Genomic DNA, 25176 nt, shown 5'->3' with positions numbered 1-25176 from the left:
GCCGGTCCTCGTACTCGGGGGGCGCGGCGACGTCGTTGGCGCGGTGATGCCCAGCACCAGCTCACCGCTCACGCCCGAGCCCTGTCGATCGCGGTGGTGCTCCGCGCCCGCCAGCCGACGCCCAGCGCGGTGGCCGTCCGGGCGAGCGCGTGCGAGGCACGCGAGGGCAGGGCGTGCGGATCCGGAAGTGCCACCGGGCGGACCCGCCCGTTGTGCAGGGCGGCGATCCGCCACCCCTCATCGTTCCGGACCGCCACGATCGTCTGGCGCGACAGCCGCCGCCGCGGGAGCCGGTCGCGCCACGGCATGAGGACCGACCCGGTGGCATGAACGATGGCGACGTCGTCACCGAGGTAGGTGGTCGACTCCACCTCTCCGACGAGCGTCGAGCCGGCCAGCACCCCGCGGAAGAGGGTGTCGTGGTTGGCGGCCATCGCGTCTCGACCGAGGGCGAGCGTGCCGTCGAAGGAGACGTAGGTGCTGTCCCGGGTGAACAGCGCCGCATACCGGCGGGCGTCGCCCGAGCCCCATGCCGCGCAGAGCTCGTCGAAGAGGTCGGCGAGCGCCGCGTCGTCGGCGGTTCGACGCGTGGTCGGTCGGGTCATGGTGGTGTCCTTCCTCGAGTGCGTGAGCCGGGTGGTCCGGCGCCATGAGGATCGACGTCGCACGGTGCGCGAGGCATCGGACCGTCGGATCGGCGAGGTGCGACCGTGGGATGACGACGGCGCGACCACGGACGGGTGCGCCGTCGGGAGCGGCCTCGTACGGTCAGTCCCGTGGCCGGTGACGAGCGACGGAGCGGACTGGACCGGGTCGACGCCTGGGTCGGTCGGCGATCCTGGCTCGCCGACCCGGTGCTCGCGGTCGCCCTCGCGGTCCTGTTCGCGCCCGGCTCCATCAGGCTCATCCGCGAGGGCGGGCTCGGCTCCGGCTGGACCGACGTCCTCATCGCCGCCGTCGTCGTGCTGCACGCGGCGGTGGTGTTCCGCCGCCGCGCACCACGGGCGGTGTTCGTGACCGTTGCGGCTGCCGAGCTCGTCCTTGCGGTGGCGCCGGGCCTTGCGGACCCGCAGGGAGGCTCGTTCTCCGCGGTCCTGCTGCCGTCCAGCCTGTCCTACCTCGTCGGCGCGTACACCGTCAGTGCCCGGACGGAACGGCCGTGGCCGCTGGTGTCGCTGCTCGTCGGCCTCGTGGGCGCGGCTGTCGCCACCGTCCGGATCGCCTCGACCGGCGCGGCGGGCGACGGGTCGGGGCCACCGAGCGAGCTGCTGTCGCTCCCCTCCGCGTTCCTGGCCGCCGTCGTGGCCGCGTGGGCGTTGGGCCGCTTCCGGCGGTTGCGCACCGATCAGGTTGCCGCTCTCGCCGCGCGCGCCAGGGCCGCGGAGGCCGATCGGGAGCAGCGCGACAGGCAAGCCGCAGCCGACGAGCGTGCTCGCATTGCGCGGGAGCTCCACGACGTCGTTGCCCACTCGGTCTCGGTCATGGTCCGCCAGGCGGAGGCCGGCCGGTACGTCTCCCGGAAGGACCCGGCCGCGGCCGCGACCGCGCTGGCTACCATCGCCGACATCGGCCGCGAGGCCCTGACCGACATGCGTGCGCTGCTCGGCGTCCTCCGCCCCGAGGGCGGGTCCCCCACGGGCCCGCAGCCCACCCTCGACGACCTCCCTGATCTGCTCGACCGGGTTCGGGCCTCGGGTCTGCCGGTCGGTCTGCACGTCGACGGTCGACCACGGCCGCTGGACCGGGCAGCCCACCTCGCCGCCTACCGCCTCGTCCAGGAGGCGCTCACCAACGTGGTCAAGCACGCCGGCGCGGGAGCTCAGGCGGAGGTCACCCTGTCGTGGAGCGGCCGCTGGCTGCGGCTGCGGGTCAGCGACACCGGATCTGCGGCGCTCCCGCCCGCCCAGGACTCACCCGGCGGCGGCCTGCTCGGAATGCGGGAACGCGTCCAGCTGGCCGGTGGACGCCTTCGCGCGGGCCCCACCGGGGACGCGGGGTTCGCCGTCGAGGCCGAGCTTCCGGTGACGGACGATCGGGCGCCGTCATGACCGATGACATCCGCGTCGTGCTCGTCGACGACCAGGCTCTCGTGCGCACCGGGCTCGCCATGATCATCGACGCCCAGGACGACATGCGGGTCGTGGCACAGGCTGCCGATGGCCGCGAGGCGCTCGACGTGGTCGCTGCCACCCGGTGCGACGTCGTGCTGATGGACGTCCGCATGCCGCGGCTCGACGGCGTCGCGGCGACCCGGCAGCTCCTCGCACGCCACCCGGACGGCCCGCGGATCCTCGTGCTCACCACCTTCGACCTCGACGAGCACGCCTTCGCCGCGCTGCAGGCCGGGGCGAGCGGGTTCCTCCTCAAGGACGCACCCGCCGAGGACGTCCTCGCCGCGATCCGCACCGTGCACGCGGGGGACGCGGTCATCGCCCCCTCCACCACCCGGCGGCTGCTCCAGCACATCGCCGCCGAACTGCCGACGTCCACGGGGGACGATCCACTCGCCGCACTCACCGACCGCGAGCGGGACATCATGGTCCACATCGCCCATGGTGAGACGAACGCGGAGATCGCCGCCCGGCTCTACCTGGCCGAACCGACGGTCAAGACCTACGTCGGGCGGATCCTGGCCAAGCTCGATCTCCGCGATCGCGTCCACATCGTCATCCGTGCCTACGAGAGCGGCCTCGTCAGACGCGGCCATCCGTGACGCGTCCGACCGCGAACCATCCGCCGCCCGCTCACACCCGGACCGGCAGCGAGGCGTAGAACTCGGTGACGTCCCGGACGAGCACGTCCGGGGCCTGGTGCGCCGTGTAGTGCCCCGGGGTGTCGTAGACGTTCCACCGCACGATGTTGCCGTGGTCCCGCTCGGCGAAGCGCCGGATCGACAGGAAGTCGTTCGTGGACGCGGCGAGCGCGGTCGGCACCGTCGTCGGGCCGTCGGGACGCTCGTCGGCCTTGGCCATCTCGTAGTAGAAGCGCACGGCCGACCCCGCGGTCCTGGTGAGCCAGTAGACCGCGACGTTGGAGACGACGAACTCTTCGTCCGTACCGACGAGCAGCTGGCCGTTCCAGCCGAGCAGACCCGTGGGTGAGTCCGCGAGCGCGTGCGCCAGCGTCTGGGGTGCCTGGGACTGCAGCACGTTGAACGCACCGAGGTTCTCCCAGAACCAGCTGAGCCGCTCGAGGCCCGCCTGCTCGTCGGGGGTGAGGTCCTCCATCTCCGCGGGGTCCCCCGACGGGAAGCTGAAGAGCTGGGTGACGTGCACGCCGACGACGTGCTCGGGGTCCAGCCGCCCGACCTCCGGCGAGATCATCGACCCGCCGTCGTTGCCCACGGCCCCGTAGCGGCCGTAGTCGAGTCGCCGCATGAGCTCGACCCACGCGCGAGCGGTGCGCTGCACTCCCCAGCCCCGCTCCGTCGTCGGGCCCGAGAACCCGAAGCCCGGGATCGAGGGGAGGACGACGTCGAAGCCCGCCTCGACGAGCGGGTCGATGACGTCGAGGTACTCCACGACGCTGCCCGGCCAGCCGTGGGTGAGGAGCAGCGGCAGCGCGTCCTCCCGGCCCGAGCGCACGTGGAAGAAGTGGATCTGCTGGCCGTCGATCTCGGTGAGGAACTGCGGGTAGACGTTGAGCCGTGCCTCGAGCGCGCGCCAGTCGAACCGGGTGGTCCAGTGCTCGTGCCACGCCCTGACCTGCTCGACGCTCACCCCGTACGCGGAGCCGGCGCCGTCGATCTCGTCGGTCCACCGGGTGCGCGCGAGGCGGTCGGCGAGGTCGTCGAGGTCCGCCTGCGGGATGTCGATGCGGGTGGGGCGGATGGTCGCGTCCATGGGGGTGCTCCTTCTCGTGCGGGCTGGTGCTGCGACGGAACGGAATGGTTCGTTCCGCAACATCCCACAGTAGCGGAGCGGAACGTTCCGTTCAAGAGGTATGGTGGCGACATGTCCTCCCCTCTGAGCGGCCGCCGGGGCCAGGCGGCACGGAACGACGAAGCGATCCTCGACGCCGCGCGCCGGGTCTTCCTGCGCGACCCGGCAGCGCCGGTCTCGGCCGTCGCACGGGAGGCGGACGTCGGCATGAGTGCCATCTACCGGCGCTTCGCCGGCAAGGAGCAGCTGCTCCAGCGGATCTGCGCCGACGGGCTGCGCCAGTTCATTGCCGTCGCCGACGAGGCGCTCGCACTCGACGATCCCTGGGAGGCGTTCACCCGGTTCCTCGGCGGGGTCGTCGACGCGGACGTCCACTCCCTCACCGTGCGTCTCGCCGGCACCTTCGACCCCGACGACGAGCTCGCCCGGCTCTCCCAGGAGGCCGAGCGCAAGCAGGTGGCACTTCTCGGTGCCGCGCAGGACGCGGGCGTGGTGCGCCCCGACGTCGAGCTCAACGACCTCGCGATGCTCCTCGAGCAGCTCTCGGCCGTGCGCCTCGCGGGACCGGATCGCACCCGAGACCTGCGCCGTCGCTACCTCGCGCTCCACCTCGACGCCCTGCGGCCGGCCGCCGCGACGGCACCGCTGCCCGGCGACGCGCCCACCGGCGCCGAGCTCGGGGCGCGGTGGCAGCGGCGGGGCTGACGCGCCTCAGCGCAGCGCCGACGCGAGGAACAGCGCGACCGCGACGAGCGTGACCACCACCTGGACCACCGCGACCCCCCGGATCGCGGTGCTGCCACGGGCAAGCACGTAGGCAACCATCGGCGCGAGAAGTCCCACGCCGGCGCCGAGCACGACGAGCCGGGTCGCCTGCGCCTGGTCCGCCTCCGTGGGGAGCTCACCGAAGAACGGCGCGACGGTGATGAGTGCGACGTACCCGAGCACCGGCCAGGCGAACCACGCGGCCAGGAGGAGGAGCGCGACGACGGTGCGCACGGCCGCGGCCGCGCTCGGCGGCGGGGGAACCGGGTCCGCGACCCCGGGCTGCGTCATCGGCTGACGTTCCGCAGGAAGCGCTCGACGGCGTCACCGGCGGCGCCGGCACCGTGGCCACCGCCGTGGACGAGGGCGGCGACGGCGAGGTCGCCCCGGTGGGCGATCATCCAGGAGTCCACCCGGTAGCTGTCCCCCTCCCCCACCTCGGCCGAGCCCGTCTTGGCGTGGACGGGCTCACCGGGGACGTCGGACAGCAGGACGCCCGTGCCCTCGTCGACGACGGCGCGCATGTACCTGGTCAGCACGTCCGCCTCCTCCGGGGTGAGTGGGTGCGGCGGGTCGTCCGCGGCTGCGTGCGGGGCGTCGGCGAGCTCGTCCGGGGCGAGCACGAGGCGCGGGGTGACGACCTCGCCCGCCCGGACGGACGCCGCGACCGTGGCCATCGCGAGCGGCGAGGCGAGGACGTCGCCCTGCCCGATGAGCGAGGCGGCGAGCTCGGTGTCGGTCATCTCGGTCGGGACCGAGCCGGTGAAGCCTCCCCAGTCGACGCGGAGCGGCTGCCCGATGCCCAGGCTCGCGGCGGCGTCGGCGAGGTCCTGCGGGGTGAGGCGGTCGCGGGCGTGGATGAGCGCGGAGTTGCACGACTGTGCGATGGCGTCGGTCATGGTGATGTCGCCGAGGTAGGACGGCGGGTAGTCCGGGTAGTTCGCGATGCTGTACCCGGAGACGGTCGCCTCCGGCGTGCACGAGACGACGTCGTCGGGGCCCACGCCCGCCCGGAGCAGGGCGAGCGCGGTGACCACCTTGAAGCTCGAGCCGGGCGCGAGGGTGGCGAGCATGGCGATGTTCTGCCCCTCGGTGCCCGCGCTGTTGGCCACGGCGAGGACCTCACCGGTCGAGGGCCGCAGCGCGAGGAGCCCGGCCGGCGCCTCGACACCCTCGAGCGCCTGCTCGGCGGCGGTCTGCACGGCGGCGTCGAGCGAGAGCTGGAGGTCCTCACCGTCGACGGGTGGCTCCTCGAAGACGACGTGGCTGTCGCCGCCGTAATCGAGGGTGACCGCGAGGCCGGGGGTGCCGCGCAGGTGCGCGTCGTAGGTGCGCTGGAGGCCCGAGAGCCCGACGACGTCGCCCGGCCCGATCTCGCCGTCGGACTCCTCGATGATCTCGGCCGTCGCCTCACCGGCGCGTCCGAGCAACGGGCGCGCCCACGTCGTCGTCGGTGCCAGCGGCAGCTCGTCGGGCAGGGCCACCGCCCCCGGGACGTCGTCGAGCTCGGCGACCGCGACGTCCTCGGAGCCCTCACGCACGGTGATGGCCTCGACGAAGGCACGCGGCCCGGCGGCCATGACGCGTTCCGCGTAGGCGACAGGGTCGTCGAACCCGATGGCCTCCGCGACGGCGATCGCCGCCGCGTGGATCTCCTCGTCCGTGGCACCGTCGGGGAACCGGGTCTTGTCGACGCCGACGCGGCGGACGGGGCGGTCGGTGACGACGGCGGTGCCGTCTCCCCCGAGGACCTCGCCCCGCCCGGCCGCCGGGCGGCTGAGGCGCAGGGTGGCACCGTCACCCAGCCCTGGGGCGAGCACGGTCTCCTCGTACGCGGCCGCCCAGTTCCCGTCGCTGTCCTCGGTGATGCGGGCCTCGGTGGTGTAGGTCCAGTCCTCGGTGCCGTCCTCGTCGAGGTCCCAGTCCCAGCGGAGGGAGACGTCGGCGGCGCGGGGCCCGTCGGCGGCGATCATCCGCGGCTCACCGACCTCGACGACGCTCACCTGCCTCGGCAGCCCGGCGAGGTTGGTCAGGGGCACGCTGAGGTCCGCGTTCGTCCAGAGGTTCTCGGTCCCCCCGCTCTCCAGCGTGGCAGCGAGCTGCTCGGCGGTCCGGTCGATCTCGGGGCCGGGGTCGCTGCTGCACGCGACGACGCCGGAGGTGGCGAGGAGGACGAGTGCTGTCGGTACGGCGGCTCGGCGGTGACGCGTCATGGGTGCAGTGTTCTGATCTCCGCCGCACATGTCGAAGACAAATACGTCTTTGCGGGAGCAGGTCGGGGCGGAGCCGTACGCCCGCGCTCTCGGTCGTCAGCGGAACCGAAACGTGCTATAGCACTTGCTATAATTCCGGAATGAATCTGGCCGATGTTGCGCGCCAAACCGACGAGGCGACCGCGCGTGCCCGCGCGGAACTGGTTTCCGCAGTCCGTCGTGCCGCCGCCTCGGGAATGACCCAGGCACAGATTGCGGAGCAGATCGGCCGCAGCCAGCCGGAGGTGTCGCGCCTCCTCCGTTTTCACGGAACGTCACCACTGGCACGGCGCCTTCGCCGCCACTCGGCGGACGTTCGGCGGATCGTGGCCGAGTACGGGGGAAGCAACGTCCGCGTGTTCGGGTCAGTCGCCACGGGAGATGACCGACCGAACTCAGATGTTGACCTCGTCTTCACGATGGGCCGGCCCCTGAGCCTCCTCGAACTAGGCCGCCTGGAACAGCGACTGACCGCCGTCCTGGAAGTCGAAGTCGACGCAGTCCCCGACAGCACGCTCCGGCCGGAGCTCAAGGAGCGGATCCTGGCCGAGGCGATCACGTTATGACTCGCTCAGCGAGAGAACTACTGATCGAGGCGCTGGCTCGAAGCGGACAGCCTTGACACCGGAGGACCGCCCGGACAGACTCGGGATCGTATACGACTTCGCCCGCAACGCTGAGGAGCAAGGACGCCGTGACCTCCGACCCGATCACCACCGAGCTGGGCCATCGTCCGGGCAAGGTCATCGCCGTCCACCTGAGCTACGCCTCGCGCGCCGCCCAGCGCGGCCGCACCCCGAAGCACCCCTCCTACTTCCTCAAGACCTCCTCCTCCCTCACCGGCTCGGGCGACGTCGCCCGCCCCGCCGGGACCGAGCTGCTCGGGTTCGAGGGTGAGGTCGCCGTCGTCATCGGCACGCCCGCCCGCAACGTCTCCCCCGACGACGCGTGGTCGCACGTCGGCTGGGTGACGGCCGCCAACGACCTCGGCCTGCACGACCTGCGCTACGCCGACAAGGGCTCCAACGTCCGCTCCAAGGGCGGCGACGGCTTCACCCCGGTCGGCCCGCGGCTCATCCCGGCCGCCGACGTCGACCCGGCCCGCCTCGCCGTCCGAACCTGGCTCGACGACGAGCTCGTCCAGGACGACACCACCGAGGGCCTGCTCTTCCCCTTCGCGCTCATCATCGCCGACCTCTCCCGCGTCATGACCCTCGAGCGCGGCGACGTCATCCTCACCGGCACCCCGGCCGGTGCGTCCGTCGCGCTGCCCGGCCAGCGGGTCGCCGTCGAGGTCTCCGCCCTGGACGACCCCGCCGTGACGACGGGACGGCTGGAGACCGTCGTCGTCGAGGGTCCCGCCCTGGCCGGGTGGGGCAACCCGCCCAAGGTCGACGACGCGCAGCGCGCCGACGCGTGGGGCCATGCCCCCGAGCCTGCTGAGCAGCCCTTCGAGCTGACCGCCGAGCTGCGTGAGCGGCTGGCCAAGGTCGCGGTCGCCACGCTGTCGGTCCAGCTGCGCAAGCGCGGCTTCGACACCGTCTCCATCGACGGCGTGCGCCCGCTCGTGCCTGGCCGCGGCATGGTCGGCACCGCCCGCACGCTGCGCTACGTGCCCTACCGCAAGGACCTCTTCGCCGCGCACGGCGGTGGGTTCAACGCCCAGAAGCAGGCCGTCGAGTCGGTCACCGAGGGCGACGTCATCGTCATGGAGGCCCGCGGCGACTCCACCGCCGGCACCCTCGGGGACATCCTCGCGCTGCGTGCCCAGGTCCGCGGCGCAGCGGGCATCATCACCGACGGCGCGGTCCGCGACGCCGTCCCGGTCGCCGAGCTCGGCCTGCCCGTCTACTCCTCCGGCAAGCACCCCGCCGTGCTCGGCCGCCGCCACGTGCCGTGGGAGACTGACGTGACCATCTCCTGCGGCGGCGCCACGGTCCAGCCCGGTGACGTCGTCGTCGCCGACGACGACGGTGCGATCGTCATCCCGCCGGCTCTCGTCCGCGAGGTCCTCGAGGCCGCCGAGGCCCACGAGGAGGAGGACGCCTTCGTCTTCGAGATGGTCGGCAAGGGCGAGTCCGTCGACGGCCTCTTCCCGATGAACGCCCAGTGGCGAGCGAAGTACGAGGCGTGGCAAGCCGACCGCCGCAGCTGACCAGCGGGAGAGCCCCCCCCCGTCTCTCGCCGAGACCCCCCTCTCTCTCGCCGAGAGCGGAGTTGTTGCACCCTGTTGTGGCTTGCGTCGTTATATGGCGGGGTTCTATCGGAGTTGTGTGGCGGCCGGGTCAGCTGACGCCGATGGCGAGGGTGCTCGCGGTGCTACCGGGCCCGGCCCAGGTGCTTCACATACGCAACCGGTCAACCCGCGTCAGGCGTTGTGAGGCTGGATGACGATCTTGCCGGTGGCGTGGCCGCTCTCGACCGCAGCAATGGCTTCGCCCGCGTCCTCCAGCGGGTAGAGGGCCGAGACGTTGGGGTCGACGAGGTTGTATTCGATGACGCCGGTGATCTTCTCCAGTGCCTCGGTGGTGCGCTTCAGGGGACTGCCGCCGAGCTCGGTGACGGTGTCGGGGTCGGCGGCGGAGATGATCCTGGCCGGGTCGGTGACGAGTCCGGCGACCTGACGCAGGGCATCGCCACCGACGAGGTCCAGGATCAGGTCTACCCCCTCGGGGGCGATCTGGCGCACCTGGTCGGCGACATTTGCACCGGAGGGGATGAACGTTGCTCCGGTGGCTTGAACGATCTCGCGCTTGGCCTGCGAGGCGATGCCGATGACGGTGAACTGGTGGACCTTGCCGATCTGGGCGGCCATGAGTCCGACACCGCCGCCGGCCCCGAGGATGAGGAGCTGCTGGCCGGGCTCGAGCTCGATCTGGTGGGTGGCGTCGTAGGCGGTGGCCCCGGCGACGGGGATGGTGGCCGCGTCGGCGAAGGCGATCTCGTCCGGCTTGGCCACGGCATCGGTAGCGCGCACGAGGGTGTCCTCGGCGAAGGCGCCGTAGTCCGGGACCACAGGGCCGAGGATCTCGTCGCCCACGGCGAAGCTTTCGACTCCCTCACCGAGGGCGGTGACGACACCGGAGACCTCCTGACCCATGGGGGCCGGCAACGGCTGGTCCCGACGGTAGCGGCCGGCGCGGGTCTTGTAGTCGACGGGGTTGACACCGGCGGCGCGGACCCGGACGGCGAGCTCACCGGGGCCGGGCTGCGGCGCTGGACGGTCGATGAGTGCCTGGGTCTCGGGGCCGCCGAAGTCGGTGAATACGTACACCTTGGACATGGGGTTCTTCTCCTTCTGCTGTGTGTTCGAAGCGGGTGAGACAGGTGCGGCCAACAGCCGCTGAGTTCGCTGCGCGGGGATGGCCGGTCAGGCGGCGGTGGGAGGTTCGTCCTGGCCAGCGGCCTCGGCGGCGTCGGCTTCTTCCTTGGTGGGGTAGGCGCCGTCGGCCGCGTGCTCGGGCGGGGAGTAGATGGTGTAGAGCACGAGCGGCTCGTCACCGGTGTTGCGGAAGTTGTGCCGGGCGCCGGCGGGGACGGCGCACTGGTCACCGGCCTCGATCGGGTGGGTATGGCCGTTGAGGTCGGCCTGACCGGCCCCGCTGACGAAGGTCAGGATCTGGTCGGTGTGCTCGTGGACCTCCTCACCGATCTCGCCACCGGCGGGGATCGTCATGATGACGATCTGGGCGTGCTGGCCGGTCCACAGCACCCGGCGGAAGTCGGGATTGTCCTGGGCGACCCGCGCGATGGTGAAGTGCTCGACGTTGCCCTCGATGGTGAAGTGTTCTTCGTTACTCATGATTCCTCCTGTTGTGGTTGTGCCGGGCTTACCCGGCGGTGATACATCCGCGCCTGGCCGGGACGGTGGATGAGGCGTCCCGGCCGGGGTAGAGGGTCAGGACCGGACCGCAGCTGGGATCGGTGCGGCGGTAACTGGCGCGGAAGGTGTCGCCGTGGTGCTGGTGGTGTCCTGGTGGCGGCGCAGCAAGCGCATGGCGTTGACGATCACGACCAGGACCGAGGCTTCGTGGACGAGCATCCCGATGGACATGGTCACTCCGCCGAGCAGCACTCCGGCCAACAGCACGGCCACGGTGATCAGGGCGATGGTGATGTTCTGGCGCATGTTGTTCACGGTGCGCCGGGCCAGGCCGATCGCTTCGGGGAGCTTGAGCAGGTTGTCGCCCATGAGGGCGATGTCGGCGGTCTCTACGGCCACGGCCGAGCCGGCCGCACCCATGGCTACGCCGATATCGGCGGTGGCCAGGGCCGGGGCGTCGTTGACGCCGTCACCGACCATGGCCACGACGTGACCCTGACGCTGCAGGTCGGCCACCGCGTCGAGCTTGTCCTCGGGCAGCAGACCCGCCCGGATCTCATCGACCCCGATCGCCCGGCCGACGGCGTCGGCCACGAGCGGGGCATCGCCGGTGAGCATGACCACCTTCTTCACCCCGGCCTCGTGCAGGCGGGCGACCATCTCCGCGGCGTCGGCGCGCACCTCATCGGCGACGGCGACCACACCGGCCACCGTCTCGTCGAGCGCCACGATCATCGCGGTGCGCCCGGCGGCCGCGAGCTCATCAGCCACCTGCCCGGCGCCGACGGTGTCGGCGATGCCGTACTGCTCGAGCAGGGCCAGGTTGCCGATCAGGACCCGGTGTCCGCCGGTGGTGGCGGTGATGCCCTTGCCGGGCACGGGCTCGGTGACCTCGGGCAGGCCCGGGGTGGCCACCCCCTCTGCGGCTGCGGCGTCCAGGATGGGACGGGCGAGGGGGTGTTCGGAGCCGGCCTCGGCCCGGGCGGCCCAGGTCAGCACCTGACTGCGGTCCATGGTCGGGTCCAGGACGACGACGTCGGTCAGGTGGGGGCGGCCTTTGGTCAGGGTGCCGGTCTTGTCGACTGCGACGGCGGTGATCTTGCCGGAGGTTTCCAGGTACTCCCCGCCCTTGATCAGGATGCCGTCCTTGGCGGCCCGGCCGATGCCGGCGACGATGGAGACGGGGATGGAGATGACCAGCGCGCCGGGGCAGCCGATAACCAGCAGGGTCAGCCCGAGGACGACGTCACCGGTGAGCAGGCCCACCACGAGGGCCAGGACCATGATGGCCGGGGTGTACCAGGCGGAGAACCGGTCCATGAACTGGGCGGTCTTGGCCTTGGCGTCCTGGGCGTCCTCCACGCGGTGGATGATGCGGGCCAGGGTGGTGTCGGCGCCGATTCCGGTGGCCAGCACCTGGAGAAACCCGCCCTTGGCGACGGTGCCGGCGAAGACGTGGTCGCCCTTGGACTTCTCCACGGGGATGGACTCTCCGGTGATGGAGGCCTCGTCCAGGGCGCCGGTGCCGGCGACGACCTCGCCGTCGACGGGGACCTTGGCGCCGTTCTTGACCAGGACGATCTCGCCCATGGCCACCGAGGCGGCAGGGACTTCGACCTGCTCACCGTCACGCATGACCACGGCGACGTCGGGGGCGACGGCGACCAGCTCGGCTAGCGCCGAGCGGGTCTTGTTGAGTGTGGCTGACTCAAGGGCGTGGCCGATGGCGAAGAGGAAGGTCACCGCGGCGGCCTCCCAGTACTCCCCGATGATGACCGCACCGATCGCGGCGACGGAGACCAGCAGGTCGATGCCGATGACCCGGGCCATCAGCGCGCGGGCGGCCTTGGTCACGATCGGGGTACCTGCGACCACGGCGGCGGCCACCATGAAGGAGTTGCTCCAGGCATCGGACCCCAGGACGCGGGCCACAAAGAAGGAGATGAGGATCAACGTGCCCGAGAGGACCGGGATCGTCCACCTGCCGTACCACCACTGCTGCAGCTTGTTCATTGCTGTTCGACCTTCCTATAACTGTCCAACCCCAGTTCGAGGTGCTGACAACGACGTTACGAAGATCGGCACCGGGCAACCATGACCGGCGTCAATCAACCGCAGACCCGTCCGTGTACCGCCGCCGGGACTGCTCCAGCGTGCTGGCGCGACGCTCAGCTGGTCTGGCTCAGAATGCGGCCGGACGAGCCACGTAGCCTTGGCCCGCGGGCGCCCATGACCACACCCCACTCCACGGGACCCGTGGGGCCGGGTGTCATACGCATGGCGGGACGGCTCCGTCAGGTTCGCCTGGTTGCCAGTTCCTCCACCATCAGGCCCAGACCGCTACCGAGCATGAAGACGTCCCGAGCAATCCCCATGCCAGCCGGCGCTGGACGGATTCCGTCATCACGGGTGAAGCCTGGCGTCTTGAGGTACACGGCCATCAATGCGGCCGAGAAACCACTCAGGCCGGCCGCGGCCACCCGGGTGGGTACCACCGGGGCTAGCAGCGCCGTGCCCAGAGCGATCTCGAAGGTCGACAACGCCTTCCCGAAGCGGACCGGGTCCATCTTCTTCAAGAACGGGAACGCGTTGGCGGCTTGGTCCCGCAACCCCGTTGCCCCTTCGAGGTCCAATGACCGCTTCGTGATTCCGGTGTTCAAGATGAAGGCCCCGCTCGCCAGGCGCGGCGGGACATGGTGAAGCTTGACGATCATAGCGACCTCCTGAGTTTCGGACGGGGGAATACCAGCGGCTCGAACTCCACAAAGCAGCGGGCAGGCTCCCCCTGATTCATTGATGGAGCCCGTGACCGGTTCGGGCACCGATTGGCGGCGGGGGCCGTCCGGCCAGTTTGGGCTCTCGCTTGCGGTCTGGGCACGGGTCGACGTCCCCGCTTGTCCCAGTGGAGGCGGTTCTACCTGTCCTCCGAGACAACGCTTGCGGTAACGCCGGCACCGCCGACGGTCACCAGGATGTCCTCGACGTCCAAGCGTTGAGGGTCGTAGTCGACGTCGACCCGGCGGGAGCCGAGATCGACGTGCACGGCTTGCACACCCGCAAGACGCTTCAGGTGCCGGTTGATGTCGGTGGCGCACGAGGGGCAGAACAACTCCCCCAGGCGCAACTGCAGGTGCGCCGCCTGCGCCATCACGCTCACTGTCCTTCTCCTTGGCGCGGCGGGCGTCAGAATGCGGCGGGCTTGGCGACGTACCCGGCCTTGGCAACGGCGGCGATCAGGTCCTCGACGCTGGCCTTCGCCGGGTCGTGGTCGACCTCGATGCGCGCGGAGGCGAACTGGACCTTCACGGCGCTGACGCCGTCCAGGCGCCCGACACGCTTCTCGATCTTCGCCACGCAGGAGGGGCAGGAGAAGCCCTCGGCGCGCAGGATGGTGTGGGTGGTGGTGGGAGCGGTGGTGCTCATAGTGTGTCCCTTCCATTTCTGACGAGGTCTCACCCTTCTTGGGTGCTGGCTACGACGTTACGGGCGGGGGCAGGAACCGAACCATGATCTACGTCAATCAACCGCAACAGACATCAGCAAGTCCTCGGCCCTCAGGCACTGGCCGCCACGGTGGCGAGCAGACGGCCGCGGTCCAGGATGGCGGTCCATCTGCGTCCGGAGTCGATGATGCCGTCCTTGCGGAGCTGGCTCATCACCCGGGAGACGGACTCCGGTGTCGAACCGGCCATGCCGGCCAGGTCGGTGCGAGACAGCGGCAGCTGGATCAAGGTGCCACCACAGGCACTGTCCTGCCCGAACTTCCCGGCCAGGCGCAACAACGTGGTCGCTACCCGCTGGGCGACGGTGGCGGTGGACTGCGCGGTTACGTCCGCACGCGCTTGCGCTAGCAGCGCGGTGACGTCGTCTAGCACTGTCCGCGCCACACTAAGCCGCCCACCTATCCCGGGCATCTACGGGCTACGTCGATGCCAGTCCGCTGCCATCGGATCCCCGTGCCGGCCTTCCACGGTCAGCTGCGGCGGGAGCCCTGGATGGAGTCCCGCATCACGTTGACAGTGCGGCTCTGATTGCCGCATTCCATTCTTGGCAGCCACGGCGCACCACTGGCAGTCTGCTGTACGCAAACGTTCGTTATCTAGAGTCCGCGGGTGGGAAGCGGGGTCTGGCCTGGCGCTTCATGTCCTGGACGTGTCCACACCAGAAGCCTGGCGCCAGTAGCGCACGAATGTCCCGTCTCAGTCTGAGGGGCGACGGTAGTCGAGGCGGTGGATGGCGTAGGCGCGGATGGCGGCTGCCAGCCATGGGGCAAGGTGGCGATCTTCGGCCCCCACGACGCCTCGCTGCTGGGGGTCGCTCTCGATCAGGTCAGCGAGAGCGTGGTAGGCCGCGGGATCGACGGGCCACATGGCATGGACGGCTTCGTAGTGCTCCGCAACGATGTCGAGCGCTTGTGGTGAGGCGGGGTCGACGCCGGACTGACGTGTGCGGGATAGGCGGCCGTAGAGCTCCCGGCCGTCGGCCGCTGCCTGGTCGTAGTCGCTCCTGGTCCAATGTGCCGTGCGAGCGGCCGCGATCTGCAGGGTGCTGGCGGCAGCGTCTCCGAATCGTTCCTGAAGGGTGGCGGCAAGTTGTGCTCGTTCCTCGTCCAGTCCCCGGAAGAACTCCTCATCAGGCAGGCGGTCCTCGCCTTCGAGGTCGTCCAGGGTACGGACGATCGTGGCAGCGATCCGGTCGAGGCGGTCTCGCTCAGCGGTAACGAGCATCAGGTGGCGACGCAGCGCGGAGGCTTCGCCGTCATCTCCCGCGAGAATGGCGTTGATCTGCGGAAGCGAGACGTCGAGATCGCGCAGCAGCAAGATGCGCTGTAACCGGCGCAGCTGGCTCCGGCCGTACCAGCGGTAGCCGTTGGAGGAAACCGCTGCCGGGGCGAGCAGACCGATCTCGTCGTAGTGCCGCAGGGTCCGGGCTGAGACGCCGGCCATCTTGGCGACTTGGCTGATCGAGTACTGCACAACCCAACGGTAGCGGCTTGACCCTCTCGCTACGGCAACTTCTAACGTCGCCTGTATGAGTGCAGCACAACCCTTCGTCATCAAGGCAGACCGCATCTTCGATGGGACGGCAGTTCTTACTGGAACGCACGTGCGTGTTGATCGGGGTCTGGTCGACGCGGTCGGCGAGCAGGAGATCATTCGAGCGGGAGATGTGGTCATCGACGGCGAGGGCGGGACGCTGCTGCCCGGTCTCATTGACGCGCACGTGCATCTGGCGCCGGAGTGCACCGTGCTCGCCGCTCAGTTCGGCGTGACGACTCTCGTCGACCAGTTCTCCAAGCCGGACCTCATCGCGGCTGAACGCACGGCGGTGCTCACCTCTCGCCGCGGCGACGGACCTGCGCGCGCGGACTTCGTGACCTCGAGCATCGGCGCAACCGCCCCGGGAGGACACCCCACAATGGCGTACTCGCCCTTTCCCTATGTCACGGGCCCGGGCGATGCAGAGCCCTTCGTGGCTGGCCGGGTGGCCGAGGGCGCAACGCACCTGAAGGTAATCTACGACGACGGGTCTGGGGCGATGCTGGACATCCCGGCCCTAGACGAGGCGACGATCCTCGCCCTTGTCCAGAGCGCGCATACCGCCGGGCTGCCGGTCGTCGCTCACGTCTCGACGGGCGAGGGAGCAGCACTGGTCGCCCGGTGCGGGGTGGACATGCTCGCGCACGTGCCGTTCGTCCCCATGAGCCAGACGCAGCTGGACGAGGTGGCCACGGCCGGCCTCGCTGTCATCGCGACCTTGACGATCTCGGACGGCTTCCCCGTGCGCGCAGGGATCATGCCGCTGCGCGAGGACGTCCCGCTCGATACCCAGCTGACACCGGCCTGGCGCGAGATGCTCGACACCCAAGCCCGGCGGTGGATGCCACCCACCGGACCGAACCTGGGTGCGGCCTCTACCAACGTCCGTGAACTGGCACGGCGCGGCTGTGCGATCCTCGCCGGAACGGACGTCCCGAACCCCGGCCTGATCTACGGCGCCAGCCTCCACCGGGAGATTCACCACCTGGCTACAGCAGCCGGCCTCGGTCCCGCCGACGCCTTGCGCGCCGCAACCTCCGTGCCGGCGCGCCTATTCGGCCTGCACGACCGCGGAACCCTGAGCCCAGGCAAGAGGGCAGACCTCGTGCTCGTGGACGGCAATCCCCTCGACGTCATCGCTGACACCGCCCGCGTGCGCCGGACATGGGTCGAGGGACGCGCCGTGGACCTCGCGGGCTACGAAGGCGGCCCCAGTGAGTCCGCGACCATCACGTGGCTGTCCGACTCCCAGGCGAAGATCCTTGCGGCCATCACGGAGATGTGGCCAGAGTTCGCCGCTGCCGCAGGCCTGGGCGAGCCGATTGAGCCCACCGGCAACCCACAGGTCGACGATGCTCTCCACGGGCTCACGAACCCCGACCGGGATGTGCGTCAGACCGCGGCCCTCGACCTCGGCACGTTGGCCGACCCTGCTGCCGCTCCGGTGCTTGTGGCACGGTTGTGGTCCGAGCAGGACTTCTTCGTCCGCGACACGCTCTCTTGGGCGGTCACCCGCGTCGCGGAGGCAGCCACACCCCTTCTGCTGGACGCCCTGGCCGGGGCCGATACTGCTTCGCGCGTGCAAGCGCTGCACGTCCTCAGCAAGATCGCGGACCCAGCGACCACAAACACCATCGTGCCGCTGGTAACCGACGACGACCCCGGCGTGGCGGCCAAGGCCAGGTGGGCACTCACCCGCATCGGCGACCCCCGAGCCATCCCGACCCTGGCAGCGCATCTGGGAACCGGCGACAGCACCAGTCAAAACGGACTCACCCGCGACCTCGCATCCTTCGGCGGAACGGCTGTGCCATTCCTCGTCACGTCACTGACCAGCGACGAGGCACCAGTGCGGCGCCACGCCGCCGAAGTCCTCGGCTTCATCGGCACGGGTGCCGAAGGTGCCACCGATGCCCTGGCCCAGGCGCTGCAGGACACCGACGAAGAGGTTCGCCTCTCGGCGGCCATGGCCCTGTACGAACTGCGCACTCCGACAGCTCAGGTGGTCCTCTCCCGCCACACTGAGGCGGACGATCCGCGACTCCGTGCCATCGCGAACCGCGCGCAGTCCAGAACGGAACGCACGAGATGACCACGCCACCACGTCCAGGACGGGCGGGCAGGGGCCTCGACGCTCGCACCGGCGAGATCACGCGTCTGGCAGCAATCCTCGCAACGCACGCTGAAAAGAGTCCAGGCATCCTCCGGCGCTACATCACGTTGCTGCCCGACGGTGTAACAGCTCTGGAGCTCCTATGGAATGACCTCGCGCGCTGTCCCACGACGCCCACCCGTGGATGGCGCACCGGCTGGAACGAACCCCTCGCAGACGAGGAGATTCGCCACCTCCTCTATCTCCTCGTCCAGTTCGGAGGATGGCACCGGGTCAAGGCGTGCAGCATCAGTCACTGTGGCCGCCCGTTCCTGGACGCCAGCAACGCCAACAATCGCCGCGCATGCTCCCGCCACATCCGTGGCGCAGCGAAGCGAGGCCAGCGGAGCGTTTCCAGCGTCACATGAGAGACCTATTTGTCCAGCGGGTGCTATCGCCGGTCGATGCCGTGGAGTCATGGACGGTGCTGGACGGTTACGGTGCCCCGGTGACTCCGATCGAGCGGTACCTCGCGTACTTGACTCAGATCGAGCGGTCTCCGAACACGGTCAAAGCCTACGCCCACGACCTGAAGGACTGGTTCGTGTTCCTCGGTGCCCAGAACCTGGACTGGCGTGAGGTGCGATTGGAGAACGTCGCCGAGTTCGTCGCCTGGCTACGCCGACCGCCGCAGCTGCGCGACGGGACGGTCCCGATCCTGCCGTCGGTGGAGCATCACTGCACTGAGTCCACGGTCAACCGGAAACTCTCCGCGCTCAGCGCTTTCTACCAGCACGCGGCGCGCCACGGCGTCGACCTCGGGGAGTTGCTCAGGACGTGGCAGCCGGCCGGAGGTCGTGGCTCGGGGTGGAAGCCGTTCTTGCACCACATCAGCAAGGGCAAACCGCAGGCTCGGCGGGCCATCGTGCTGAGCGCGCAGAGCAAGCTCCCGCGCGTGCTCTCCGCCGCCGAGGTGCAGACGATCCTCGATGCCTGTGACCATCTGCGGGACCGGTTCTTGTTCGCGGTGCTGTTCGACACCGGGATGCGGATCGGTGAGGCGCTGGGGCTGCGGCATGAGGACATTGCCGCTGCCGAGTCCCAGATCACGGTCCAGCGCCGGGTCAATGACAACGGTGCCCGCTCCAAGTCATGCGCACCGCGGACGGTGCCGGTCAGCGCGGAGCTGGTCCGGCTCTACGCCGACTACCTTCACCTGGAGTACGACGATCTAGACTCCGACTACGTCTTCGTCAACCTCTGGGGCCGACCCCACGGTCACCCGCTGACCTACACGGCCGTCTACGACCTGGTCAAGCGTCTGCGGCGGCGCACCGGGATCGACTTCGACCCGCACTGGTACCGCCACACCGCCGCGACCCGGATGCTGCGCGACGGTGTGCCGATCGAGGTGGTCTCCAAGCTCCTCGGCCACGCCGACATCACCACCACCGCCGCCGTCTACGGGCACCTGAGCGCCGAGGACGCTCGCAAGGCGCTGGAGGAAGCGGGTTGGTTCACCGGCCGAGAGGTGCGACTGTGAGTGCGCCGAGCCCGCTGGCGCCCGAACAGCCATCAAGGGCCGGGCGTGAGCGGCGCCGAACGTCCCTTCAGACCAACAGCTGGGATGCTGAGTACGGCAAGGACGTCTGGCGGCTGCGTGAACTTGGCATCAAGGACAGACGGCTGGCCCGGATCACCTTCGAGGACATCCCGCAGCCCTGGCTCAAAGCCTTGGCCCAACGCTGGGCCCGCTGGCGCCTGGCCACGGGCCTCGGGGTGGTCAGCGTCTCCTCGGGCACGCGGGCGATCGCGCACTTCGGGCAGTTCCTCGCGGACGTGGCACCCTCCGTCCAGGGGCTGGCAGACCTGGACCGGGACCTGCTGGAGCGCTACCTCGCGCACCTGCACGCCCGGTTCTCGGGCACCGTGAAGCACCGCATGTTGATCGGCCAGCTGAACCTGTTCTTCACCACCATCCGGCAGCACGGCTGGGACGATTCCCTGCCTTCGACGGTGATGTTCTTCAGCGAGGACTTCCCCAAGGAGGCCATCCGGCAACCGCGCGCGCTGAGCGAAACCGTGATGGCTCAGCTGGAGAACCCGGACAACCTCGCCAAGTGGAACAACGCCGCCTATGAGCTGATCACGCTGATCCTGATGGGCTGCGGGCTGCGCATCACCGACACCGTCCGTCTGCCGACCGACTGCATCGTCTACGACGGCGAGGGAGCGCCCTACCTGCGCTACCTCAACCACAAGATGAAACGCGAAGCCCTGGTGCCCATCGACGCCGACCTCGCCGAAGCCATCACTGCGCAGCGTCGCCGTGTGCACGAGCGGTGGCCGGGCGGGGAGCCGGTGCTCTTCCCGCGAGTCACGGACAACGACGACGGCCGCGAGTCGGTCGGGGACGGGGTCTACCGCAAGGCGCTGCACAGCTGGCTCAAGCGCTGCGACGTCCGTGATGAGCACGGCCAGCCCGTTCGCGTCGTCCCGCACAGTTTCCGGCACACCCTGGGTACGAGACTGATCAACCGAGACGTCCCCCAAGAAGTGGTCCGGCGGATTCTCGACCACGACTCCCACGTCATGACCGCCCACTATGCCCGGCTCAGTGACACCACGATCCGCCGGCACTGGGAAGCTGCACGGAAGGTCAACATCAAGGGCGAGACCGTCACCCTCGACCCGGACGGCCCCTTGGCCGAGGCGGCCTGGGCCAAGCAGCGCGTCGGGCGGGCCACCCAGGCCCTGCCCAACGGCTTCTGCGGACTGCCGGTCCAGCAATCCTGCCCGCACGCGAACGCGTGCCTGAGCTGCCCAATGTTCATCACCACCTCCGAGTTCCTGCCCGAGCACCGCCAGCATCGTCAACAGGTCGTGCAGATCATCACCGCTGCCGAAGCCCGCGGCCAGCAACGACTGATCGAGATGAACCAGCAGGTCCTGGGAAACCTCGATCAGATCATCACCTCGTTGGAGGACGACCAGGACGACGAGGCAAGTACCTGATGCATGCCGATAACAGCCACCACTTGATCGCCGCCGCCCAGCGGCGCCACGAGACCGCCCGTGCCAAAGCCACCCAGGCTCTTCGCGACCTCGACCGCGAGGGAGGAGCAGTCACCTTCCAGATCGTCGCGCAGAAGGCACACGTCTCGCGGTCCTGGCTCTACACCCAGGACGACATCTGCGCCGAGGTCCGCCGGCTCCGCGGCCTCCAGCAGGGTGCCGTCGGCGCACCACTGCCCGCGTCTCAACGTTCCACCGATGCATCCCTGATACGCCGCCTCGAAGTTGCCAACGCGCGCGCCCGCGACCTCACCGCCGAGAACCAGCGACTCCGGAAACAACTGGAACACGCCCTCGGGCGACTACGGGCGTCGAACCCGGAGCGGTGACTGGGGCCGAGCAGCTTGAAGGACGACCCCAGATAACCACGTCCACAAGGAAGACCTCCGATCCGCTGAGTCTTGTGCTGGACGTCACGGCCACGTCTGACCAGACTCCAGATAACGAACGATTCCGCTACAGCGACGACGAGGGCTCGTCGCCCTCTTCAGGATGCTTGACGGTTCGCGGTTCTCGGCCCACGCCATTTGTGTGGCTTGCGCCACCCTGTCCGTCGGGGCCGGACATGGGCCAGCTCCCGGCGAGGAGGCCATCGCTCGCCGGGAGCTGGGTCGTCAGGTCTAGGTGTCCGGACCGAGACGCGAAGCGAAGGTTGGTCTATCCCTCCCCTCGATGAGTAGCCGGGGCCGGAAGGTTCTCATCAGGCACTGACACGGGCGGTGTCGCGGCCCTCCTCCACGGTGTGGGTGCCGGCCGTGAACGGCGTCGGGCGCAGTACCCGGTACACCGCGCCCGTGCCGGTCACCTCTGTCTCGACGACCTCGAAGCCGCTCGGCGCGGCGCCCTCGTGGAAGAGCCGCTTGCCGGTGCCGACGACGACCGGGAACTCGATCACCCGGTACTCGTCGACCAGCCCGGCGTTGTGCAGAGTCTGGACCAGCTGCCACGAGCCGTGGACCTGGAGCTCGTCCCCGGGCTTGTCCTTGAGGGCGCGGACGGCGGGGACGACGTCGTGGGCGATGATGCTGGCGGTGTTGTGCCACTGCGGGTCGGTGAGCGTGGTGGAGACGATGTGCTTGGGGCAGGCGTTGAGGGTGGCGGCGACGGCGTCCTCCGGGTCGGTGACCTCGGGCCAGTACGCGGCCATGACCTCGTAGGTGGTGCGGCCGTAGAGCAGCTCGGTCGTCCGCTCGAACCAGCCGTCGACGATGCGGCCGAACACCTCGTCGGCGAACGGGACGACCCAGCCTCCACGGTCGAACCCGCCCGTGGTGTCCTCGTCTGGGCCGCCGGGGCCCTGCATGACGCCGTCGAGCGTGACGAAGGTGTGGACGGTGAGCCTCATGGGTTGGTCCTTTCGGGTTCGTGACTGACCTGCCTATGGACCGGCGACCGCGGCAGAACTCATCGGCCGGTCCACCGGCACGGAGCGAGGTGCCGGGCCCTGACGGCGGCCCCATGAAGAGTCGATGAAGATTCCCCCCGGGCACCCCTCCCGCCCGGCCTCACGCAGCCGGGGTGCCTACTCTCCACGTGTCCACCGGCGCCATCGCCGATCACACAGCACACCCACCTTGGAGACACGCCATGACGCTCAAGACCCGACTCACGGCCGTAGGTGGTGGCCTCGTCCTCGCGCTGACGCTCGCGGCGTGCGGCGACGCCGAGGACACGCCGCCTCCCCAGCCGGGCGAGACGATGACCACCGAGAGCACGACCACCCCTGCGGCACAGGCCGAGGGGGCGCACAACGACGCCGACACCCAGTTCGCCCAGATGATGATCGTCCACCACGAGGGAGCGATCGAGATGGCGGACGCTGCCGTCGAGATGGCGGAGACCGACGAGGTGCGCGCCCTCGCCGAGCGCATCTCAGCGGCGCAGGGGCCGGAGATCGAGCAGATGACCTCGTGGCTGGAGGGCTGGGGTGAGGAGACGGCCCCGATGGACCACGGCGGGATGGACCACGGCGGCATGGACATGGACGGGATGAGCCAGGAGGAGGCGATGGAGCACCTGGGCGCCCAGTCCGGCTCCGACTTCGACCGGACCTTCCTCGAGCTCATGATCGCGCACCACCGCGGTGCCGTGGAGATGGCGCAGAGCGAGCTCGACGCCGGCGAGAACGCCGAGGCGCTCGAGCTCGCCGAGAAGATCATCGCGGACCAGGAGGCGGAGATCGCGGAGATGGAGGGGCTGCTCGAGGGCCAGTGACGCGGAGGCCGGCGGGTGGACCGTCGTCCACCCGCCGACCGCCCCCTCCGCCGCCCTGCCGCGGCCGCGGCCCGCCCGGTCCGCGGCCCCGCCCGATCACCCCAGCCGGGAGAGCGCCTCGTCGAGCAGCTCCTTCGGCTCGAGCCACATCGAGGGGTAGGCGCCCTGCCAGAGCTGCCTGCCGTCCGCGTCGATGAGGACGAACCCGTGGCCGGGCAGGCCCGCGTGCATGCCGGTGTCCAGGGTGCCGTAGGCCTCGGACACCGTCCCGTCGTCGAGCAGGTAGGGGGTGGTGGCCCCGTACCGCTGCATGTCCGGCAGGATCTGCTCGGCGGTGTTCATGACGATGGGCAGGACGGTGATCCCGGCGTCCGCGAAGCCCGGCTCCTTCTCGATCGCGGCCTGCTGGACGGTGCACGACGCGCAGCCGGCGCCCTCGTTGAAGTAGAGGATGACCGGGCTGCCGCGCAGGTCGGACAGCGTCACCGACCCACCGTCCGTGGTCGGCAGGGTGAAGTCCGGTGCGACCCGCACGTCCTCGGAGCTGCTCGTCCCGGAGGTGAGGAGCGCGTAGGCCACGGCGACGACCACCACGAGGAGGCCGGCGATTCCGACGGACCGGTGGCGGCGTGCCCGGCGTGCGGCGGCTTCCGCCTCGGCCTTCTCCGCCGCGTGCTTCTGGCGGACTGCTTCCTTGGCGCTGACCTGGACCGTGGTCATCGGGCTGCTCCATCCGTCTCGTGCGTGTCGTGGCAGGCCTGCGGCGCGTCGGCGGCCTCCGGTGCCCCGTCGGGCACGCGGCGGTCACGCAGCGTCCCGACGACGAACACGGCGGCCAGGGCGAGCAGGCCCACGCCCAGCGCCGGCTCGGGCACGGGGCTGAGCCAGCCCTGGAGCCGGCCGAGGGTCGTCGCCAGCCAGTCCCCCACCGCCGTCTGGACCTGTGTGCCTCCGGTCATGTCGGGGCTCCCGGCGAGGGTGATGACCCACACGCCCATGACCGCGAACGCGACGGCGACAGCGACGTTGACGGTGTTGGTCACCAGGGTCCGCGAGCCGAGCCGGACCTTGACGAGCCTGGCGCGGAAGAGCCGTCGTTCGCCCAGTCGCGCCCTGTCCCACACGAGGGCCATGACGAACAGGGGGAAGACCATCCCGAAGACGTAGGCGAGCCCCAGCGCGACACCGCCGACGGCGGAGCCGGAGAGCACGGACAGGGTCATGACCCCGGCGAGGACCGGGGCGCAGCAGCTGGACGCGACGCCGGAGAACACCCCCAGGGCGAAGAAGCTGCCGCTGTCACCGCGCATGGTGTCGGGCGCCCGCAGGAACCGCGGCAGGGACCACATCGTCCCCGACAGCGAGAGCCCCGCGAGGGCGATCATGAGCAGCCCTCCGGCCCAGTACAGCACGCCGTGGTACTGGTTGACCGCTCCCGAGACCATGCTGACGCCCAGCGTGATCGGCACCAGGACAAGTGCCAGGCCGGCGGCGAAGACGAAGGTCAGGGGCAGGATCCGCCACCGGCGGTTCTTCACCGCACCGGCCAGGTAGCTCGGCGCGAGGAAGACGATGCAGCAGGGCGCGAACAGCGCGACCCCACCGGCGAAGAAGGCCGCCAGGACGCTGCCGGTGGTGAGCAGCTCGTTGCCCATCAGTGACCGACCATGGCCGGTGCCGCGCGGAGGTGGAGGAGCTTCTCGAGGCGACGCCGGTGGAGGCGTCCGCTGCTGAAGTACTCGCCGTCCACGAGGACGAGCGGGGCCATGGTGGCCCGGTGGCGGATGATGAGACGCCGTCCCTCGATGGTGTCGCGCCCGAGCGTCCGCACCTCCAGGGCGAACCGTCCGGCGAGGTCCGCGAGCACCTGCGCCGCATCCTCGCAGAAGTGGCAGGCCGGCGCCTGGACGACGGTCACGACGGTCGTGGTGCTCTGTGTGGTCACGTTCTTCTCCCGGTCCGGTGTCTGGTCACCACCCAGAGCATCGGCCGCCCCACCCGGCCGAACGATCACCCTTCGCTGAAGAAACGATGA

Annotated in this window: 26 protein-coding genes; 10 read left to right on the top strand and 16 right to left on the bottom strand. The window is 70.1% G+C overall.

Annotation, left to right across the window (positions count from 1 at the left end; all coding sequences use genetic code 11):
* Positions 1 to 68 precede the first annotated feature (68 nt).
* Positions 69 to 605, bottom strand: coding sequence for an SgcJ/EcaC family oxidoreductase (locus tag VR894_RS03885; protein WP_324649994.1), 537 nt, complete (start codon positions 603 to 605; stop codon positions 69 to 71).
* A gap of 171 nt (positions 606 to 776) precedes the next feature.
* Here VR894_RS03885 and VR894_RS03880 point away from each other — a divergent pair, with 171 nt between their 5' ends.
* Both VR894_RS03880 and VR894_RS03875 read left to right on the top strand, forming a co-directional pair.
* The gene (locus VR894_RS03880) at positions 777 to 2048 is read left to right on the top strand and encodes a sensor histidine kinase (protein WP_324649993.1); all 1272 of its coding nucleotides are present in this window, start codon (positions 777 to 779) and stop codon (positions 2046 to 2048) included.
* On the top strand, positions 2045 to 2713 hold the full coding sequence (locus VR894_RS03875; protein WP_324649992.1) for a response regulator transcription factor: 669 nt from the start codon (positions 2045 to 2047) through the stop codon (positions 2711 to 2713). The genes VR894_RS03880 and VR894_RS03875 overlap by 4 nt, the downstream gene beginning before the upstream one ends.
* Positions 2714 to 2744: 31 nt before the next feature.
* Here VR894_RS03875 and VR894_RS03870 read toward each other — a convergent pair whose 3' ends face one another.
* Positions 2745 to 3842 (bottom strand): epoxide hydrolase, encoded by a 1098-nt coding sequence (locus VR894_RS03870; RefSeq protein ID WP_324649991.1) that lies wholly within the window; start codon positions 3840 to 3842, stop codon positions 2745 to 2747.
* A gap of 111 nt (positions 3843 to 3953) precedes the next feature.
* Between VR894_RS03870 and VR894_RS03865 the strand changes: the two genes are divergently transcribed.
* The gene (locus VR894_RS03865) at positions 3954 to 4586 is read left to right on the top strand and encodes a helix-turn-helix domain-containing protein (protein ID WP_324649990.1); all 633 of its coding nucleotides are present in this window, start codon (positions 3954 to 3956) and stop codon (positions 4584 to 4586) included.
* Between the two features lie 6 nt (positions 4587 to 4592).
* Here VR894_RS03865 and VR894_RS03860 read toward each other — a convergent pair whose 3' ends face one another.
* Positions 4593 to 4937 carry a hypothetical protein gene (locus VR894_RS03860; RefSeq protein WP_324649989.1) on the bottom strand — a complete coding sequence of 115 codons (345 nt, stop codon included), beginning with the start codon at positions 4935 to 4937 and terminating at the stop codon, positions 4593 to 4595.
* On the bottom strand, positions 4934 to 6859 hold the full coding sequence (locus VR894_RS03855) for a penicillin-binding transpeptidase domain-containing protein (RefSeq protein ID WP_324649988.1): 1926 nt from the start codon (positions 6857 to 6859) through the stop codon (positions 4934 to 4936). Before VR894_RS03855 ends, VR894_RS03860 begins: the two co-directional genes overlap by 4 nt.
* 140 nt (positions 6860 to 6999) lie before the next feature.
* Between VR894_RS03855 and VR894_RS03850 the strand changes: the two genes are divergently transcribed.
* Both VR894_RS03850 and VR894_RS03845 read left to right on the top strand, forming a co-directional pair.
* Positions 7000 to 7464, top strand: coding sequence for a nucleotidyltransferase domain-containing protein (locus VR894_RS03850; RefSeq protein ID WP_324649987.1), 465 nt, complete (start codon positions 7000 to 7002; stop codon positions 7462 to 7464).
* 128 nt (positions 7465 to 7592) lie between these two features.
* On the top strand, positions 7593 to 9053 hold the full coding sequence (locus VR894_RS03845; RefSeq protein WP_324649986.1) for a fumarylacetoacetate hydrolase family protein: 1461 nt from the start codon (positions 7593 to 7595) through the stop codon (positions 9051 to 9053).
* A gap of 213 nt (positions 9054 to 9266) precedes the next feature.
* Here VR894_RS03845 and VR894_RS03840 read toward each other — a convergent pair whose 3' ends face one another.
* The 8 genes from VR894_RS03840 to VR894_RS03805 all read right to left on the bottom strand — a co-directional run bounded on the left by VR894_RS03840 (position 9267) and on the right by VR894_RS03805 (position 15697).
* Positions 9267 to 10181, bottom strand: a complete 915-nt coding sequence (locus VR894_RS03840) for an NADP-dependent oxidoreductase (RefSeq protein WP_324649985.1) — start codon at positions 10179 to 10181, stop codon at positions 9267 to 9269.
* Positions 10182 to 10268: 87 nt separating this feature from the next.
* Positions 10269 to 10700 (bottom strand): cupin domain-containing protein, encoded by a 432-nt coding sequence (locus VR894_RS03835; RefSeq protein ID WP_154795780.1) that lies wholly within the window; start codon positions 10698 to 10700, stop codon positions 10269 to 10271.
* A 96-nt stretch (positions 10701 to 10796) separates the two neighbouring features.
* Positions 10797 to 12734, bottom strand: a complete 1938-nt coding sequence (locus tag VR894_RS03830) for a heavy metal translocating P-type ATPase (RefSeq protein ID WP_154795781.1) — start codon at positions 12732 to 12734, stop codon at positions 10797 to 10799.
* A gap of 281 nt (positions 12735 to 13015) precedes the next feature.
* Entirely contained in the window at positions 13016 to 13435 is a 420-nt protein-coding gene (locus tag VR894_RS03825; protein WP_324649984.1) for a hypothetical protein, read from the bottom strand.
* A gap of 200 nt (positions 13436 to 13635) precedes the next feature.
* Complete coding sequence (locus VR894_RS03820; RefSeq protein WP_324650057.1) at positions 13636 to 13869, bottom strand: heavy metal-associated domain-containing protein; 234 nt, start codon at positions 13867 to 13869, stop codon at positions 13636 to 13638.
* Positions 13870 to 13904: 35 nt separating this feature from the next.
* Complete coding sequence (locus VR894_RS03815) at positions 13905 to 14144, bottom strand: heavy-metal-associated domain-containing protein (RefSeq protein WP_324649983.1); 240 nt, start codon at positions 14142 to 14144, stop codon at positions 13905 to 13907.
* A 131-nt stretch (positions 14145 to 14275) separates the two neighbouring features.
* On the bottom strand, positions 14276 to 14596 hold the full coding sequence (locus VR894_RS03810; protein WP_324649982.1) for a Crp/Fnr family transcriptional regulator: 321 nt from the start codon (positions 14594 to 14596) through the stop codon (positions 14276 to 14278).
* Between the two features lie 324 nt (positions 14597 to 14920).
* Complete coding sequence (locus VR894_RS03805; RefSeq protein WP_185951642.1) at positions 14921 to 15697, bottom strand: MerR family transcriptional regulator; 777 nt, start codon at positions 15695 to 15697, stop codon at positions 14921 to 14923.
* 55 nt (positions 15698 to 15752) lie between these two features.
* Here VR894_RS03805 and VR894_RS03800 point away from each other — a divergent pair, with 55 nt between their 5' ends.
* The 4 genes from VR894_RS03800 (at position 15753) to VR894_RS03785 (ending at position 21256) form a co-directional block, all read left to right on the top strand.
* The gene (locus VR894_RS03800; protein WP_324649981.1) at positions 15753 to 17852 is read left to right on the top strand and encodes a HEAT repeat domain-containing protein; all 2100 of its coding nucleotides are present in this window, start codon (positions 15753 to 15755) and stop codon (positions 17850 to 17852) included.
* A gap of 364 nt (positions 17853 to 18216) precedes the next feature.
* Positions 18217 to 19395, top strand: coding sequence for a site-specific integrase (locus VR894_RS03795; RefSeq protein ID WP_324649980.1), 1179 nt, complete (start codon positions 18217 to 18219; stop codon positions 19393 to 19395).
* Positions 19392 to 20867, top strand: coding sequence for a site-specific integrase (locus VR894_RS03790; RefSeq protein WP_324649978.1), 1476 nt, complete (start codon positions 19392 to 19394; stop codon positions 20865 to 20867). The genes VR894_RS03795 and VR894_RS03790 overlap by 4 nt, the downstream gene beginning before the upstream one ends.
* On the top strand, positions 20867 to 21256 hold the full coding sequence (locus VR894_RS03785; RefSeq protein ID WP_324649977.1) for a DUF6262 family protein: 390 nt from the start codon (positions 20867 to 20869) through the stop codon (positions 21254 to 21256). The genes VR894_RS03790 and VR894_RS03785 overlap by 1 nt, the downstream gene beginning before the upstream one ends.
* A 371-nt stretch (positions 21257 to 21627) precedes the next feature.
* Here VR894_RS03785 and VR894_RS03780 read toward each other — a convergent pair whose 3' ends face one another.
* Complete coding sequence (locus tag VR894_RS03780; RefSeq protein WP_324649976.1) at positions 21628 to 22272, bottom strand: dihydrofolate reductase family protein; 645 nt, start codon at positions 22270 to 22272, stop codon at positions 21628 to 21630.
* A 242-nt stretch (positions 22273 to 22514) separates the two neighbouring features.
* Here VR894_RS03780 and VR894_RS03775 point away from each other — a divergent pair, with 242 nt between their 5' ends.
* On the top strand, positions 22515 to 23141 hold the full coding sequence (locus tag VR894_RS03775) for a DUF305 domain-containing protein (protein ID WP_324649975.1): 627 nt from the start codon (positions 22515 to 22517) through the stop codon (positions 23139 to 23141).
* A 96-nt stretch (positions 23142 to 23237) separates the two neighbouring features.
* Here the strand turns inward: VR894_RS03775 and VR894_RS03770 are convergent, their stop codons facing one another.
* From VR894_RS03770 to VR894_RS03760, 3 genes are read right to left on the bottom strand one after another with little or no spacing between them, the layout of a single operon-like run.
* Entirely contained in the window at positions 23238 to 23861 is a 624-nt protein-coding gene (locus VR894_RS03770) for a peroxiredoxin family protein (RefSeq protein WP_324649974.1), read from the bottom strand.
* Complete coding sequence (locus VR894_RS03765) at positions 23858 to 24796, bottom strand: cytochrome c biogenesis CcdA family protein (protein ID WP_324649973.1); 939 nt, start codon at positions 24794 to 24796, stop codon at positions 23858 to 23860. The genes VR894_RS03770 and VR894_RS03765 overlap by 4 nt, the downstream gene beginning before the upstream one ends.
* Positions 24796 to 25086, bottom strand: a complete 291-nt coding sequence (locus VR894_RS03760) for a glutaredoxin (protein ID WP_324649972.1) — start codon at positions 25084 to 25086, stop codon at positions 24796 to 24798. The genes VR894_RS03765 and VR894_RS03760 overlap by 1 nt, the downstream gene beginning before the upstream one ends.
* Between the last annotated feature and the right edge of the window lie 90 nt (positions 25087 to 25176).

It is taken from the genome of Georgenia sp. H159, from assembly GCF_035607575.1.
GTDB lineage: Bacteria > Actinomycetota > Actinomycetes > Actinomycetales > Actinomycetaceae > Oceanitalea.
This window is presented reverse-complemented; position numbering and strand designations above follow the sequence as displayed.

What these genes read in the sequence shown, in the direction of transcription:
- VR894_RS03770 (WP_324649974.1), bottom strand. Translation starts at nt 23,861, where the DNA reads ATGACCACGGTCCAGGTCAGCGCCAAGGAAGCAGTCCGCCAGAAGCAC.
- VR894_RS03835 (WP_154795780.1), bottom strand. Translation starts at nt 10,700, where the DNA reads ATGAGTAACGAAGAACACTTCACCATCGAGGGCAACGTCGAGCACTTC.
- VR894_RS03875 (WP_324649992.1), top strand. Translation starts at nt 2,045, where the DNA reads ATGACCGATGACATCCGCGTCGTGCTCGTCGACGACCAGGCTCTCGTG.
- VR894_RS03780 (WP_324649976.1), bottom strand. Translation starts at nt 22,272, where the DNA reads ATGAGGCTCACCGTCCACACCTTCGTCACGCTCGACGGCGTCATGCAG.
- VR894_RS03885 (WP_324649994.1), bottom strand. Translation starts at nt 605, where the DNA reads ATGACCCGACCGACCACGCGTCGAACCGCCGACGACGCGGCGCTCGCC.
- VR894_RS03785 (WP_324649977.1), top strand. Translation starts at nt 20,867, where the DNA reads ATGCATGCCGATAACAGCCACCACTTGATCGCCGCCGCCCAGCGGCGC.
- VR894_RS03870 (WP_324649991.1), bottom strand. Translation starts at nt 3,842, where the DNA reads ATGGACGCGACCATCCGCCCCACCCGCATCGACATCCCGCAGGCGGAC.
- VR894_RS03830 (WP_154795781.1), bottom strand. Translation starts at nt 12,734, where the DNA reads ATGAACAAGCTGCAGCAGTGGTGGTACGGCAGGTGGACGATCCCGGTC.
- VR894_RS03840 (WP_324649985.1), bottom strand. Translation starts at nt 10,181, where the DNA reads ATGTCCAAGGTGTACGTATTCACCGACTTCGGCGGCCCCGAGACCCAG.
- VR894_RS03860 (WP_324649989.1), bottom strand. Translation starts at nt 4,937, where the DNA reads ATGACGCAGCCCGGGGTCGCGGACCCGGTTCCCCCGCCGCCGAGCGCG.
- VR894_RS03865 (WP_324649990.1), top strand. Translation starts at nt 3,954, where the DNA reads ATGTCCTCCCCTCTGAGCGGCCGCCGGGGCCAGGCGGCACGGAACGAC.
- VR894_RS03775 (WP_324649975.1), top strand. Translation starts at nt 22,515, where the DNA reads ATGACGCTCAAGACCCGACTCACGGCCGTAGGTGGTGGCCTCGTCCTC.
- VR894_RS03820 (WP_324650057.1), bottom strand. Translation starts at nt 13,869, where the DNA reads ATGGCGCAGGCGGCGCACCTGCAGTTGCGCCTGGGGGAGTTGTTCTGC.
- VR894_RS03800 (WP_324649981.1), top strand. Translation starts at nt 15,753, where the DNA reads ATGAGTGCAGCACAACCCTTCGTCATCAAGGCAGACCGCATCTTCGAT.
- VR894_RS03855 (WP_324649988.1), bottom strand. Translation starts at nt 6,859, where the DNA reads ATGACGCGTCACCGCCGAGCCGCCGTACCGACAGCACTCGTCCTCCTC.
- VR894_RS03825 (WP_324649984.1), bottom strand. Translation starts at nt 13,435, where the DNA reads ATGATCGTCAAGCTTCACCATGTCCCGCCGCGCCTGGCGAGCGGGGCC.
- VR894_RS03765 (WP_324649973.1), bottom strand. Translation starts at nt 24,796, where the DNA reads ATGGGCAACGAGCTGCTCACCACCGGCAGCGTCCTGGCGGCCTTCTTC.
- VR894_RS03850 (WP_324649987.1), top strand. Translation starts at nt 7,000, where the DNA reads ATGAATCTGGCCGATGTTGCGCGCCAAACCGACGAGGCGACCGCGCGT.
- VR894_RS03815 (WP_324649983.1), bottom strand. Translation starts at nt 14,144, where the DNA reads ATGAGCACCACCGCTCCCACCACCACCCACACCATCCTGCGCGCCGAG.
- VR894_RS03795 (WP_324649980.1), top strand. Translation starts at nt 18,217, where the DNA reads ATGCTCCCGCCACATCCGTGGCGCAGCGAAGCGAGGCCAGCGGAGCGT.